Origin of the sequence: Pseudoalteromonas sp. APC 3691 (assembly GCF_030408135.1) — a bacterium.
Lineage (GTDB): Bacteria > Pseudomonadota > Gammaproteobacteria > Enterobacterales > Alteromonadaceae > Pseudoalteromonas.
Window position 1 is genome coordinate 1 of sequence record NZ_JASDCB010000057.1, and the last position, 14,374, is coordinate 14,374.

The following is a 14,374-nucleotide window of genomic DNA, read 5'->3' on the forward strand; positions in this document are numbered from 1 at the left end:
TGTTATCTCCCAAAGCATGGAAGTTATTGTGGTTAAAGAGAATAAAAACACCATTGCCTGAAACTGCTCCAAATATGTCATGGGCGTATCAGGAACTGGCAAAGTTAGGAGGCTGGAAAGATACCAAGCGCACAGGGCGTGCATCTGTGAAAGTGTTATGGCAAGGATGGCTTAAGTTACAAGCCATCCTGGAAGGCTACGATTTAGCAAAATCTCTTGAGTCAGACTTGTGATCAAGAGACAGTTAATTAGAGGCTAAAAATATTCGTACACTTAAATCGCTTCTTCATCTTCCTCAGCAGTACGAATACGTATAACGCGCTCAACATCAGTGACAAATATTTTACCGTCACCGATTTTTCCTGTTTGTGCCGTTTTTACAATAACTTCAATTGCACGGTCTACATCTTCATCAGTCAATACTATATCAAGTTTTACCTTAGGTAAAAAATCGACCATATACTCTGCACCACGGTAAAGCTCAGTGTGACCTTTTTGACGCCCAAAGCCTTTAACTTCGCTTACCGTCATACCTGTAATACCTACATCCGACAACGCTTCACGCACATCGTCTAACTTAAAAGGTTTGATAATTGCTTCTATTTTTTTCATATTGATTACTTTTGAAAGCTCCAGTTGCCTCGATTTTAGACAATCATGATGTTCATAGCAAACAAAGCGATTGAATTACGGTGATAAAACAACCGATCATGGTATAATTTATTATATAAAAATAGCGATACTTAAATGACTAGCAGTAAATGAGATTAATATGAAAAATAAACAAAACGGATTCACTCTTTTAGAACTCATGGTAACCGTTGCTATCGTTGGGATCATTGCATCCATTGCGATCTGGAATAGCAGCGATATGCTAGAAGAAAATAGAGCTGAGAATTTTTTGTTGGAATTAAAAAGAAATATTAGCTACGCCCGTGCTCAAGCTGCAAGTACAGATGAAATAGTCATTGTATGCCCTGCTCCCAATACAGTTACAAGTAGTAGCTCAAGTCTCACATGCCAAAGTGAATGGGCCTCAACTAATACCGTTATTTTATTTATAGATACTGATAATGACGGAAGTTATAAAAGCGCAAACGATAGTCTATTACGTGTAATGTCAGAAACTCCGTCTAGCGATAGAATAAAATTCTCTGGTAATAATAGCCTTCGGTTTAATACGAGCGGTCGTATTACGACAAGTTTAGCTGGCTCAGGTAGCTTTACGGGCTTTGTGTATTGCCCCAATAATGACAACGAAAATAATAAAGCGCTGAATGTATCAGTATCTGGTACTGCTTTTTACCTTGGTGACACTACTGAAAAGTGCGATTAAAAAACGCACAGTTATACCTTGTCATATTTGTATCATTTACTAGACTGAGTTAATCATTTATTAACTCAGGTCTTCAAGGATGAGATTATCAATATCAAAAAGTAAGGGAGTAACACTTCTCGAATTAATGGTATCTATGGCTGTTGTCAGTATTATCAGCCAATTATCTATGTGGTTTTATCCAGATTTTTTAGCTAAAAACCGCTTAGATAACCACGTAAACCTCCTACACCGAAATATAAATTATGGCCGTTTATATGCCATTGAAAATGCTACTTACGTCACGCTTTGCGCACTAAAAGACAGCCAATGCACAAAAGACGAATGGGATGGTCAAATGTCACTGTTTATCGACAAAGATAAATCAACGACTCTAGATGATGATGAACTACTCTTAAGCACTTTCGAGGATGTTAATGAGGCCGATACTTTAGAGTACCCCCGCAACGCTATTACGTTTCGTCCAGATGGCTCTTTAAATGGTTTTCAAAATGGGACTTTTATATATTGCCCTAATAGCGATAAAGCCAATCTCAAAGGATTGGCTTTATCTGTAAGTCAAACGGGTAGAATTCGCATTAAATCAACTGATAAATGCCAGAAAAAGTAACTCTAGTTATCTTCCCCAACAGTAGTCAACATCCTTTCCTTCGTTTGTTTTTGCCCCTTGCGCGCCTTTAGTACCTATATCAGTTATAGATAGCTCGGTGCAATCACCATCTCCTTTTACCGGCCCTGCAATAGGTTTTGCTGTGATTGTAAAAGTATTTTTATCAACTACTTTAATCGCTAATTCGAAATGCCCATTCTCTGTTTTACTTTGAATCCCTAAATCACTCGCTAATTCTGTATACTCTCTGTTATCTACAAAGTACTGCTCTTGCTTATTAGCTGCATCTAATAATGCAGCAACGGCCTCTGCGCGCGAAGCACGCTTCACATACTCTGTATAATTAGGCAATGCAATTGCTGCAAGTATGCCGACGATAGCAACAGCTATCATCAGCTCAATTAAGGTAAACCCACGTTGTTTTTTTATCATTCAAACCTCCTTAATCGTCTTCATTCTGCATGTTTTCATCATTTTCTTCACGTTTATAAATATATGTTTGTTGTGTTTTAAACCCAAATCCCAATGCTTTTTCATTAACAAGTTGTATCTTATCATCTACAACTTTTAATCCTGGGCCTGTAATTTCAAGTGGTTGGAGCGGGTTTTCAGCATTTTCACCTTTGATGCCCGGACCAATTAAATAAAACTGACTTTTTACTTCCTCATCAGGATCATCATCGCATTTTCCGTTATCATCACTATCTGCACATGAAGAACCAAAATAAAGTTGGGGCGTATCTGGCACCTCTGTACTTGTAGCAAATTTCAGATCGTCATAAACTTTAGTACCGTAGTGCAAATGAAATGCGTAAAGAGAGCCCCCTCCTCCACTTAATGAACATTGATTTTTAATTGATGAATCCAACGTCGGAGTAAAAGATGTAAAATAAGCAACCCCACCAACAACGGTTGCTGCTGCTAACGACTTTTCACCAGTAGCGAGTTTATAACGCCACCCAACAAAATCATTCGCAAGTTCATCTTCTAATTTTACAAACTCAGTTACATTATCTAATGCACTACCAAATTTATCATTATTCATCCCCATTAACATACTAGGCGTTATAACTTCAGGCGCAGATTCGAATAATTTAGTAACTGTATTTTCATCTCTTATCATAAATAATTCATCAGCTGTACCTTCTCCATTTGGATTTGAACGATTTCCACTACCAATTACAATCGCATCATAAGGTGTATCTAATCGAGTGACTACATCATCTTTAATAGTAACTTTACTAAACATAGTTCTTGCCACTACGGGCTTGTAAAAAAAGCGTCTATCGGCATCACTACCAAGATCAGCTAACTGAAAATGACTAAATTTGCCTTCATCTGATATATCTATACGCCAAATACCTCCACCAGTATCTGCCGCATATATCCGGTCTGTATAGCCATCATAATTAGAATCTAATAACGTTACATCGGCAGCAATACTATATTTCCCTTTAAATTCGGTATCCTTAGATGCATCTCCCTTAGGTGCTAAAATCCAAACCTTTTCACCTGTTTTTGCATCAACGATATAAATACCGCGGCCAATTCTATCTTCCGTTTTTATATTAGCTTTATCGGCATCATTCGAATCTTTATTAATATCATAACCAGCCCCAAATATTAAAAGGGGTGTATTTCCTTTTGATTTTATATAAGCAACTTGGGGTTTAGACCACGTTTGGCCAAGGTTTTTAAATTTCCCTTCACCGCCTTTAATAGTCCACATTAAACTTGGAGAGTCTGGCTTTGTAATATCCAAACCATAATAATTACGACCACCTCTGCGCATACCTACAGCAGCCCAGACTTGGTCACCTTTAGTTGCGTTAATAGTTCCATCATTTAAACCTTCACCATTAAGGCTCTTATTGTTGAAATAAACACTAATAGGTCCATCTATGCCGTATTCTTTAGTACTATGTTCATCACGAAGAGGTTCAATAATTTTGTATAGTTCAGATGGAATAAACGCCCAGCTTTCACTAACTTTATTGTTAGTGTCATCATCTTTAAACATATGTAAAAAGCCAGCATTAGTACCAATTAGAATACGAATATCATCATTACCATAGTCTATCGCAACTGGTTTTGAGTGCAGTGGGTCACCAAATATATCATCGCGTAAAGCGTCAGATTCGCTATTTTGTTTATTATCATACCCGCGAGCCCAGTTAATAATATTTTTTAAGTCAGATTTATCAACATCAAAAGCAACCGCTGCTTTTTGCTTATTGCCATAGGCATCTTCAATCTTATCAAGATTAAAATCTATTAATGCATTAGTATTTGCGTTTGTAAGTATATTACGAGCTTTGTCACTACTTATTAATGCAGCATTGACTCCACCCTCTTTTACAGAGCTACCATCGGAAGTTCCATCAGGACTCCAAAATGTATGCGCACTCGTTTTTATAAGGCCATCACTATCAAACGCTTCTATATCTTTGGAATCAATAACTTTGTTACCTGATAATTTCAGTTTTTTTAGATTACCACGCCATCTAGTATGCTTTTCAGGATAAAACATACCTAAGTATATGGCATCTCGACTCCGAGTTTGATCTACATTATTACTTGCAACTGAAGGGGCTGTAAAAGTACTATTTTCCTGTCTAATCGCTGCTACAGCATTATTTAAAGCTTCAGAAAGCTTTTCTGGTGTAGTTGCAGGCAAATTTTTACCACCACCTAATGTTGAGGCTTGTTTTAATAAGTTTTGACCATCTGCAGTCATACCAGAGCCAAACCCAATCGTATATAGACGCCCTGTTTCATTAATATCGGGAGTAGAAGGGTACAAATCGACAATTGTGTCGTCTGTTCCATGAATGATTTTAGCTAATTGATGCAAAAGGTTACTGTATACATAATCATCGCCAGTTAAAGCACGACCAAAATACTTATTATGCTCGGCGCTAATATCATAATCGCTTCCATTATCACTGCTAGGAGACGGATCACCATCAGTCATATAGATAATATTGACGGAATTATCACAACGCTTAGCTTCAGCTGCGCTATCAGCAAAAGGTGATATATAAGAATAGCTAGAAACAACATCTTCTAAAACAGATGTGCATTCCTTTTTAGTCCCCCAAACCCATCTTCCGTACCATCTATATTGATAAGGAACATCTTCGCATCTTTGAACTTGTTCTTGAGTAATAATTGCAGATTCTATACCTGTGTCTCTTTTGTTTCTACTCACATCAAAAGCATAGTCCAACTCTTTTCCTGTAATATATAAATAAGCCTCCCACAATGTTTCAGCTAATGGAGTCCCCCCACTTGCAGGAAGATCATTAATAGATGCTTTTATGGAATCGGGCGAACTACCGATGCCATTTAAAACATAACCTCCTTCGGTACCATTAAAGCGCATTAAGCCAAAATCGATTGAACCTGCATTGTCTGTTACCAGTTTATCCATAGCCCCTTGAGCTGCTTCAAGTCTACTATCAGGACAAAGAATATATGGGCCATTACGATACTCTTGCCCACAGTCGTCCCCTGTACTTGAAGAAAAAGCCATGCTCCCGGAGGTATCAAAAATTAATAGTACTCGCGGTTTTTCATCTGAATTAGCATCTTTATTTACGTAAAGCTCAATATCCTCAGCGTATGCATGCATATTAATTGCTGATGTAAATAATAAAACGAGTGCTATATAAAGTTTAAATTTCATCTTAAATCCCCTTCCCCGTACTGGCCATCTCTTGAGCTATACCTGTTACAATAGTTAACTGGTGCTTGCTTTTAGAGCCATATTCTATCGTAGTAGATACTTGAATCATGTTGCATGAAACACCCGCTGTAAAACTATAACTACGAGGGCAATTAAGTTCTAATAAACCATTATTTAAGTTCGTCATTATACTTTTCATTTCGTGTCCAGGCTCTGTAATATCTTTCTCTGGTATAGTGATTTTATTACCATCACTATCAAGCTTACCCGAATCTGTAGCGATCTCATCTGGAGTAAGAAAAAAGTCACTATCAGCACCTTCTTTAGCTTCTGACGCAATCACTCTTTGCACTTCGCCAATCAATTGATTTTCTGCAACCTCTCGTTCTTGCGCTGCATTAGTAATTTTAATATCAATTGTACTACTACTCATAAGAGTAACTGCAATGCCGGTAACTGCTATCACCATAATTAATGCGGTTAAAAGCACCACACCTTGTTGCTTACTTGGTAACAACTTTAAATTTTCCATAGATTACCTCCAACATTACTTAAACGAATAGTTGTTGTGAAAACAGTGCGCCTATAATTATCATCAAAACTTAGTTCCCTAGGAGTCTCTCCTTCCCCAAGTATGTATTTTTTATTTTTAATTTTTAAACCAGGATCGAGTTCTAGTGATCTAATTAATAAGAAAAGTTGAACGGTTAAAATACCTTTACGGTTTTCCCATTCTGTAGCAGTTATATCTGCAGCACTTTTATAAGTGTCAACCTTGCTATCACTGTTAGTATCAAGGCCAAAAAGGAAACGCATGTTTTCAACACCTTCCATTATCGTTTCAGTGGTCATTTTTCCTTTTACTAATCGTTTTCGTTTTAATACAGGTACTTTTATTTTTTTATTATTAACTTCATACTCTTGCTCTGAAATATAATAAACATGGTGACTATATGGCCAAATAGTTGCATTGATATTTGTCGGAGTATATTTACCGGTTACAAAACTTGCTTGTTCTTGCTCGGCAATAAAATAATCTATGTTATCGGTTGTACTGTTAGTACCTGTAATACCATTATACTGGGAATTTCCTTGTAAAAATTTAAGTTGGAGAATGTCTGTCCCTTTAGTTACATCAGCTATACAGTTTAACTCACTTGTACTTTTAGCTGTTTCTGCATATATAGTACGAAAATTACTACTACTTGTTAGATCAGGAAAGCTCCCATTATTAGTTCCTTCAACGCAATCTTTGCCACTAACTTTGGAGGTTACGGTGGTATTTATAGCAGTAAATGAATCATCATAATAAGTACCCCAAAATCCAACTTGCTCAATATCACGTTGCATAATATTTATAGCTAAGCGTCCTGACTCTTGGATCTCACCAATTGTCATCGTGTCCTTTGTAGTTAATTTCATGCCAAGGTAAGTAAACATGACACCACCTAAAATTAAACCGCCAATAAATAGTGAAATCATAACTTCTACAAGAGTAAACCCTTTTTGCTTCATGTTAACTCCTCACATATATATAACTGGTTAAAACCACTAAACGGCGTTTATTGTTAGTTTTATCACCACAGGTAATTTTTCCTGTATCTGTATTTGCTTTAAACTCTTGTCGCCCTTGCCATGATATAATTACCTCAATGTTGAACCCTTTCCCTCCAGTATCTGCCACTGATGTTGGATTTATACATATTGTCGCATCATCTAAAGTACCTGTATTTTCACGAGCTTGAATGGCACGTTTCCATTGCACTATATCCATATCCGCTATTGCTGATGAATTACAGGGACTTCCAAAACAAGCCTTAGTTGTAGCAAGTGCACCGCTACTATCTATTTTCGCCTTTCCATATTTTTCAATAGATGCAATGGTATCGTTAGCACGAATACGCTGCACAATATCATTACCAAGTGCAACTGCTGCTGCACGCTGCATAGAGTCAAAGCTCGCCTGCTTTGCTTTTGCTTGCAAGGCAACTGCACCTAACAAACCAAAACTAAGAATAATAAATGCAATTAACACTTCAATTAGAGTGAAGCCTCTTTGCATTTTTGTTTGAGATGATTGCATAGTAAAACCAAATAAAAATTATCTGATTGTAAGTTTATGCTATTTATTTGAGGAATCAATGAGGACTAAGACAAGCGGTTATATTTGTTGATAAACGGTTAATTAAATTTATTCATTCAAGAAAGCTGTTGATAATTAAGCCTAAAATGTACTTAAATCAGAGGCAACTTAATCACAGAGTAAGCGCCTAAAGCGCATTTTTAACTAATTTAAGCTCGCGGCGGCTTACTTGCAATAACTCGCTACACCCTTGCAGCTCAATAATATGGTGCCCATTGCCTTTTGAATGCAAGGCTATTACTTTTTGTTTATTAACTAACGTATTGCGGTGAATTCGTAAAACATATGCGGGATATTGCAGTTCTAATTGCTTTAAGCTTTGCTCAAGTAGAGCCTCTCCACCACAGAATATCATTTTGGTATATTTTTCTTCTGCACTAAAGTACAAAACATCATTTATATCAACACTACGAAGAGTGCCCGCTAATTGATAAGACACTTTTACATTTTGTTGTTTTTGAATATGTACTTTATTTAAACGGCCTACTTGCTGAAGTACCTTTTGTAATGATTGCTCTGTAATAGGTTTAACTAAATAACCTGCAGCACTTAACTGTAAAGCATCAAAGGCATGCTCAGGGTGCGCTGTTATAAACACAACTGCAGGCGGTAGGGTTAAACTATTGAGCTCATTAGCAACTTGTAAACCATTCATACCGGGCATATCAACATCTAAAAAAATCAAATCGGGCGTTTGCTTTTTAGCAAGTGCTAAGGCTTCATTACCATTACTTGCCTCACCTTGCACAACTATACTTTTATCATGTGCTAACAAACGAATTAAGCGAGATCTCGCCAAAGGTTCGTCATCAACAATGAGTACATTCATACACTGCCCCCTATTAGTTTAGGAATAACGACCTTTACTCTAAACACATCATTTTTATTAGTAATTGTTAGTTGCGCTTTATTTTTATAGTAAATATTTAATCGCTGGCGAATATTTTCAAGCGCCATTCCGTTATTAGGCCTAGTTTGAGTATTAGAAATTGTTATAGGGTTAGAAACAATCATGGTTATATAGCCGGTAGTGATATGTAGCTCTACTTTTATTTCTGCACCATGCTCACTTGTTTCAACACCGTGGCATACTGCATTTTCAATTAATGGCTGCAGGGTTAAACAAGGAATGCTCAATGCAGGTAGTTCATTGGGTATTTGCCAATTAACTCTTAAGCGATTACCGAAACGCCATGTTTCAAGTGCTATATATTGCTTACTCAGCGTTATTTCATCGTCAAGAAATACATTTTTTCCTGAGTGCATTGCAGCCTGCGATAAGGCGGCTAATGCTAAAATAGCCTGCTCTGCCGCATCGGCATCATGATGAGTAAGCTCTGCAGCAGTGTTTAAACTATTATATAAAAAATGAGGACGTATTCTGGCTTGTAAGGCATCAAGTTCAGCTCGAGAAAGCGCTTTAGTTTGCTGCTCTTTTTCAAAATGAATTAATAAAAATTGGACGAATAAAGCCGCCAGCAAAGCCACTATAATGCAATTGCGAAGTGTGAAATAAATTAAGTTATCTGTATCATCTATATCAAAAGCAAAATGGGAAAATAAAATACTAAAAATGCACGTAGATAATAAAAAAAAGATAAAAAACAAACTTAACTGAAAAGTTTGAGTGCGCGTTTGTAAGAAAAAACGACAAAAATATAAAGAAGAGGTACCGACTAAAACAATTAAATGCATAAACAAACTAATGACCCCAAGTCGAAGCCAAATATCGCCTTCTACATTGGGTGCAAAGGCTAAAACAATAGCAATAACTTGAGAAACAATAAGCGAAGCTAGTACGCCTCGCTCATTAAAAAGAGCCGAAAAAAGCAAACCATCATCTTTTAGTGACTTGCTCATAACGACTCTCCTATAATCTAAATTTTAAATTAACGTAGCTCTACAGGAACAGCAAATACGATATTCTCTTCTTCGCCTGGGTTTTCAACAACCTGCGTACCACCAAGATCTTTTAATCGGCTTATAACTTGTTGTACAAGTACTTCTGGCGCAGATGCACCCGCAGTTACACCCACTGATTTAGAACCTGAAACCCACTGCTCTTGCACATCAGTTGCATCATCAATTAAATAAGCAACAGTGTCCATTTTATCTGCAAGTTCACGTAAGCGATTAGAGTTAGAGCTGTTTTTAGCCCCTACAACTAATAGCACATCAACTTTATCAGCTAGGTCACGAACAGCGTCCTGACGATTTTGCGTTGCATAACAAATATCATCTTTGCGAGGTCCATCAATTGATGGAAACTTGTTGCGCAGTTCATCTATAACATCAGCAGTGTCATCAACAGAGAGTGTTGTTTGGCTACAATAAAAAAGATTTTCAGCATTTTTTACATTAAGCGCAACAACATCATCAACGGTTTCAACAAGATAAATACCACCGTCTGAGTTATCATATTGTCCCATTGTTCCCTCTACTTCAGGGTGACCATGATGACCAATTAAAATACACTCAATACCTTTACGACTCGCACGTGTAACTTCCATATGTACTTTAGTTACAAGCGGACACGTTGCATCAAATACTTTTAAATCACGACGTTTTGCCTCAGAACGAACAGCTTGCGATACGCCATGTGCGCTAAAAATAACAATGCTGTCGTCAGGTACTTGATCAAGCTCTTCAACAAAAACCGCACCACGACTTTTTAATCCATCAACTACATAGCGGTTATGTACTACTTCGTGGCGAACATAAATTGGCTTTTCAAAAATATCTAAAGCGCGCTCAACAATACTAATAGCACGGTCAACACCAGCGCAAAAGCCTCGTGGGTTAGCTAATAATATTTCCATTAACCTTCCACCTCAATAATATCCACTTCAAACGTTAGGCGCTGACCAGATAAAGGATGGTTAAAATCAATCGTTACCGATTCACCTTGCACTTCGCGAACTAAACCAGGAAGCTCAGTGCCATCAGGTTGAGTAAACGCAATAATTGCACCTACCTTAGCTGGTGTTTCTGGACCAAACTTACTACGGTCAACGTAGTAAATATTATCTGGGTTTGGCTGACCAAACGCATCTTCAGGTTCTAATTCAAACGTTTTACTTTCGCCTGCAGTTAGCCCTAATAAACATTTTTCGAAGTTTGCCGTTAAGCTACCATCACCCATTGTTAATTTAGCAGGCTTATTATGCACCTTGGTAGAATCAGCGGCAGAGCCATCTTCTAATTTAATAGAAAAATGGAAGATAACTTGCGAGTTTTCACCAATTACAGCTTGGCTCATGCTTTATGCTCCTTCGGACTCTCGCCGGTAAAGGCGTCAAATAACAATAATGCTGCGCCAATACAAATAGCGCAATCGGCAATATTGAATACAGGAAAATGTGAGTCTTTATAAAATACGTGAATAAAGTCGATTACATAACCATACGCAATACGATCGTATAAATTACCAATAGCGCCTGCAAGTACCAGTGCATAAGCACCGCATAGTACTTTGTTTGTTGCAGGTAAGCGTTTTAGCCACCACACAAGTAAAGCACTAATAGCAATGGCAATCGCACTTAAAAACCAACGCTGCCAACCACCCGCTTCACTTAAAAAGCTATAAGCAGCACCATAGTTATGCACATAAGTAATACTAAAAACAGGGAGTAAGTTTATCGACTCTTGATAAGCCATAGTCCCTACAACAAGTGTTTTACTGGCAAAGTCTATTACCAATAGTAATAGACTCAACCAAAGCCACACTAAACCACTTTTTTGGGCTAGTTTGCTCACTAAGAATAACTCCTAAGCGAATTGACGCTTTTCGCCTTCGCCGTCAACATTACTTACACAACGGCCACAAATTTCAGGATGAGCAGGGTTAACACCTACATCTTCACTGTAATGCCAACAACGCTCACATTTAGCAGCATCTGTTGCAGCAACACTAATGAATAAACCTTCAATTTCGGTAGCTTGTGTATCAGCAGGCTGACTATCAACTTCAGAAACATTTACAGCTGATGTTAATAATACAAAACGTAGCTCATCATCAAGCGCATTTAATTTAGCGGCAAGCTCTTTACCCGTGAATAAATTAACCGTTGCTTGAAGCGTTGCACCAATGACTTCTTCTTTACGTGCAGCTTCTAATAAGCGGTTTACTTCGTCGCGCACTGTTAAAATTTCTAACCAGTCATCGTTGCTAAATTGGCTATTAGTTGGCGCTTGTAAGCCATCATACCAAACAGATGTAAATACGTAGTCACTACGCTCACCCGGTAAAGCTTCCCAAATTTCTTGTGCGGTAAAGCTCATAATAGGCGCCATCCAACGCGTCATAGCTTCTGCAATATGATAAAGCGCTGTTTGACAAGAACGACGTGCATGGCTGTCACTCTTAGCTGTGTACTGACGATCTTTAATGACGTCTAAATAGAACGAACCAAGCTCACCCGTACAGAAGTTCATTAGCTTTTGCGTTACTAATAGCATTTGGTAGCTATCGTATGCGGCTAAAATTTCGTCTTGCAACTGAGCAGCACGACCAACAATCCACTTATCAAGCTCAACCATATCATCAACAGCAACTTGATCTGTTTTTGGATCAAAGCCATTTAGATTAGCAAGCAAGTAACGGCTAGTGTTACGAATACGGCGGTAGCGATCGGCAGAGCGTTTAAATATTTCATCCGACACAGTCATTTCTGCCGTGTAATCGGTAGAGGCAACCCACAAACGTAAAATGTCAGCACCTAGTTTATTCATCACATTTTGTGGTGAAATAACATTGCCTAACGACTTAGACATTTTGCGGCCGTTTTCATCAACAGTAAAACCATGAGTCAATACTTGGCGGTATGGCGCATGACCATTAATAGCCACAGATGTCATCATTGATGACATAAACCAACCACGGTGCTGATCAGAACCTTCAAGGTATAAATCAGCTGGACCAACCAAGTCTTCACGTGCATCTACTACACAAGCGTGCGACACACCTGAGTCAAACCATACATCTAGCGTATCTTGTACTTTCATATATTGCTTGGCGTCTTCTTCACCAAGTAAAGTAGCTGGTTCTAAATCGTACCATGCTTGAATACCAGACTTTTCAACAAGCTCTGCTGCTTGAGCAATTAGCTCTTGTGTATTTGGGTGAAGTGCACCGGTGTCTTTATCAACGAACAATGCAATAGGAACGCCCCAAGTACGCTGGCGAGAAATACACCAATCTGGGCGACTTTCAACCATGTTAGAAATACGGCTTTCGCCCCACTCTGGCAACCACTGCGTGTTTTTAATTTCTTTTAAAGAATCTTGACGCAAGTTAGCCTGATCCATACTTACAAACCATTGTGGTGTAGCACGGAAAATAATGGGTGTTTTATGGCGCCAACAATGTGGGTAACTATGAGTTATAGCATGATGATGCATTAATGCACCGTGCTCTTTTAATACTTCAATTACGCTCGCATTTGCTTTAAATACATGCTGACCTGCAAAAAGTTCAGTATCTGGTAAATAAACACCATTAGCGCCAACAGGGTTAGCTACTTCAAGGTTGTAATTTAAACCAGCCACGAAATCTTCTTGACCATGTCCTGGTGCTGTATGTACAACACCGGTACCTGAGTCAGTCGTTACGTGTTCTGCAACAATCACGGGTACATCAAAATCATAAAAAGGATGGGCTACAGTTAAGTTTTCAAGTGCAGCACCTTTTACATAACCTAATACATGAAAGTGATTAAAACCAAAGCGGTCCATTGCATCTTTAACAAGCTCAGAGCCTAAAATTAGACGTTGTTGTACGCCTTCATCTTCAACCTGCACCAATGCATATTCTAAATCGGCATGCACAGCGACTGCGCGGTTTGCTGGAAGCGTCCACGGTGTTGTTGTCCAAATAACAGTACCAACACTGCCTTCACCCTTGTGACCATCAGCCAAATCAAATGCACTTACAACAGCATCTTGATCAACAAATGTAAAACGTACATCAATCGCTGGTGATTGCTTGTCTTGGTATTCAACTTCAGCTTCTGCTAATGCAGAACCACAATCTGTACACCAATGCACAGGCTTAGCACCTTTGTGCAAATGACCTTTTTCAATAATACGACCAAGTACACGAATTGCATTCGCTTCAAAGTCAAAGTTCATTGTTAAGTAAGGCTTATCCCAATCTGCAAATACGCCTAAACGTTTAAAATCAACTTTTTGACCTTCAACTTGTTTTTTAGCGTATGCACGGCATTTTTCACGAAACTCGCTTGCGGTTACTTTTACGCCCGGCTTGCCTACTTTTTTCTCAACCATTAACTCGATTGGTAAACCATGACAATCCCAACCTGGTACTAATGGTGAATCAAAGTCAGATAATGTTTTAGACTTAACAATAATGTCTTTTAATATTTTATTAACTGAGTGGCCTAAATGGATATCGCCATTTGCATACGGAGGGCCGTCATGCAAAATAAAGGTCTTTTTACCTTTCTTAGCGCTGCGAATTTGACCGTACAGGTCGTCTTCATACCATGCTTTAAGCATTTTTGGTTCACGTTGTGCCAAATTGCCACGCATTGGAAACGGTGTTTCCGGTAAGTTCAAAGTATGTTTATAGTCGCTCAT

Annotated in this window: 14 protein-coding genes and 1 pseudogene; 3 read left to right on the forward strand and 12 right to left on the reverse strand. The window is 38.2% G+C overall.

All coding sequences use genetic code 11. The features are described from left to right. Positions 1–233, forward strand: a pseudogene (locus QL998_RS15760) (IS4 family transposase); the annotation flags it as partial. A gap of 40 nt (positions 234–273) precedes the next feature. Here QL998_RS15760 and glnB read toward each other — a convergent pair. Further along, positions 274–612 (reverse strand): nitrogen regulatory protein P-II, encoded by a 339-nt coding sequence (glnB, locus tag QL998_RS15765; RefSeq protein ID WP_002962211.1) that lies wholly within the window; start codon positions 610–612, stop codon positions 274–276. 160 nt (positions 613–772) lie between these two features. Between glnB and QL998_RS15770 the strand changes: the two genes are divergently transcribed. Continuing rightward, complete coding sequence (locus QL998_RS15770; RefSeq protein ID WP_024603774.1) at positions 773–1,336, forward strand: GspH/FimT family pseudopilin; 564 nt, start codon at positions 773–775, stop codon at positions 1,334–1,336. Positions 1,337–1,415: 79 nt separating this feature from the next. Next, positions 1,416–1,946, forward strand: a complete 531-nt coding sequence (locus QL998_RS15775; RefSeq protein ID WP_290193036.1) for a GspH/FimT family pseudopilin — start codon at positions 1,416–1,418, stop codon at positions 1,944–1,946. Between the two features lie 6 nt (positions 1,947–1,952). Here QL998_RS15775 and QL998_RS15780 read toward each other — a convergent pair whose 3' ends face one another. The 11 genes from QL998_RS15780 to ileS form a co-directional block, all read right to left on the reverse strand. Beyond that, on the reverse strand, positions 1,953–2,378 hold the full coding sequence (locus QL998_RS15780; RefSeq protein WP_220467185.1) for a type IV pilin protein: 426 nt from the start codon (positions 2,376–2,378) through the stop codon (positions 1,953–1,955). 10 nt (positions 2,379–2,388) lie between these two features. Next, positions 2,389–5,634, reverse strand: coding sequence for a PilC/PilY family type IV pilus protein (locus tag QL998_RS15785; protein ID WP_290193037.1), 3,246 nt, complete (start codon positions 5,632–5,634; stop codon positions 2,389–2,391). A 1-nt stretch (position 5,635) separates the two neighbouring features. Then, the gene (locus tag QL998_RS15790) at positions 5,636–6,166 is read right to left on the reverse strand and encodes a pilus assembly protein PilX (protein WP_290193038.1); all 531 of its coding nucleotides are present in this window, start codon (positions 6,164–6,166) and stop codon (positions 5,636–5,638) included. Continuing rightward, positions 6,154–7,149 (reverse strand): PilW family protein, encoded by a 996-nt coding sequence (locus tag QL998_RS15795; RefSeq protein ID WP_290193039.1) that lies wholly within the window; start codon positions 7,147–7,149, stop codon positions 6,154–6,156. The genes QL998_RS15790 and QL998_RS15795 overlap by 13 nt, the downstream gene beginning before the upstream one ends. A 1-nt stretch (position 7,150) precedes the next feature. Further along, positions 7,151–7,717: a type IV pilus modification protein PilV gene (gene pilV, locus QL998_RS15800; RefSeq protein WP_149594275.1), complete on the reverse strand. Its 567-nt coding sequence runs from the start codon at positions 7,715–7,717 to the stop codon at positions 7,151–7,153. A gap of 187 nt (positions 7,718–7,904) precedes the next feature. After that, a complete protein-coding gene (locus QL998_RS15805) occupies positions 7,905–8,606 on the reverse strand; it encodes a LytTR family DNA-binding domain-containing protein (protein WP_290193040.1) in 702 nt (233 codons plus the stop codon). Beyond that, positions 8,603–9,637, reverse strand: a complete 1,035-nt coding sequence (locus QL998_RS15810) for a histidine kinase (RefSeq protein ID WP_290193041.1) — start codon at positions 9,635–9,637, stop codon at positions 8,603–8,605. Before QL998_RS15810 ends, QL998_RS15805 begins: the two co-directional genes overlap by 4 nt. Positions 9,638–9,666: 29 nt before the next feature. Further along, entirely contained in the window at positions 9,667–10,596 is a 930-nt protein-coding gene (ispH, locus tag QL998_RS15815) for a 4-hydroxy-3-methylbut-2-enyl diphosphate reductase (protein WP_290193042.1), read from the reverse strand. Next, positions 10,596–11,036 (reverse strand): FKBP-type peptidyl-prolyl cis-trans isomerase, encoded by a 441-nt coding sequence (gene fkpB / locus QL998_RS15820; protein WP_002958231.1) that lies wholly within the window; start codon positions 11,034–11,036, stop codon positions 10,596–10,598. The genes ispH and fkpB overlap by 1 nt, the downstream gene beginning before the upstream one ends. Beyond that, positions 11,033–11,533: a signal peptidase II gene (gene lspA / locus QL998_RS15825; protein ID WP_007376920.1), complete on the reverse strand. Its 501-nt coding sequence runs from the start codon at positions 11,531–11,533 to the stop codon at positions 11,033–11,035. The genes fkpB and lspA overlap by 4 nt, the downstream gene beginning before the upstream one ends. A gap of 12 nt (positions 11,534–11,545) precedes the next feature. Next, positions 11,546–14,374 (reverse strand): isoleucine--tRNA ligase, encoded by a 2,829-nt coding sequence (gene ileS, locus QL998_RS15830; RefSeq protein WP_290193043.1) that lies wholly within the window; start codon positions 14,372–14,374, stop codon positions 11,546–11,548.

What these genes read in the sequence shown, in the direction of transcription:
- fkpB (WP_002958231.1), bottom strand. Translation starts at nt 11,036, where the DNA reads ATGAGCCAAGCTGTAATTGGTGAAAACTCGCAAGTTATCTTCCATTTT.
- QL998_RS15780 (WP_220467185.1), bottom strand. Translation starts at nt 2,378, where the DNA reads ATGATAAAAAAACAACGTGGGTTTACCTTAATTGAGCTGATGATAGCT.
- pilV (WP_149594275.1), bottom strand. Translation starts at nt 7,717, where the DNA reads ATGCAATCATCTCAAACAAAAATGCAAAGAGGCTTCACTCTAATTGAA.
- QL998_RS15770 (WP_024603774.1), top strand. Translation starts at nt 773, where the DNA reads ATGAAAAATAAACAAAACGGATTCACTCTTTTAGAACTCATGGTAACC.
- QL998_RS15805 (WP_290193040.1), bottom strand. Translation starts at nt 8,606, where the DNA reads ATGAATGTACTCATTGTTGATGACGAACCTTTGGCGAGATCTCGCTTA.
- QL998_RS15785 (WP_290193037.1), bottom strand. Translation starts at nt 5,634, where the DNA reads ATGAAATTTAAACTTTATATAGCACTCGTTTTATTATTTACATCAGCA.
- ileS (WP_290193043.1), bottom strand. Translation starts at nt 14,374, where the DNA reads ATGAGCGACTATAAACATACTTTGAACTTACCGGAAACACCGTTTCCA.
- QL998_RS15775 (WP_290193036.1), top strand. Translation starts at nt 1,416, where the DNA reads ATGAGATTATCAATATCAAAAAGTAAGGGAGTAACACTTCTCGAATTA.
- QL998_RS15790 (WP_290193038.1), bottom strand. Translation starts at nt 6,166, where the DNA reads ATGGAAAATTTAAAGTTGTTACCAAGTAAGCAACAAGGTGTGGTGCTT.
- QL998_RS15795 (WP_290193039.1), bottom strand. Translation starts at nt 7,149, where the DNA reads ATGAAGCAAAAAGGGTTTACTCTTGTAGAAGTTATGATTTCACTATTT.
- QL998_RS15810 (WP_290193041.1), bottom strand. Translation starts at nt 9,637, where the DNA reads ATGAGCAAGTCACTAAAAGATGATGGTTTGCTTTTTTCGGCTCTTTTT.
- ispH (WP_290193042.1), bottom strand. Translation starts at nt 10,596, where the DNA reads ATGGAAATATTATTAGCTAACCCACGAGGCTTTTGCGCTGGTGTTGAC.
- glnB (WP_002962211.1), bottom strand. Translation starts at nt 612, where the DNA reads ATGAAAAAAATAGAAGCAATTATCAAACCTTTTAAGTTAGACGATGTG.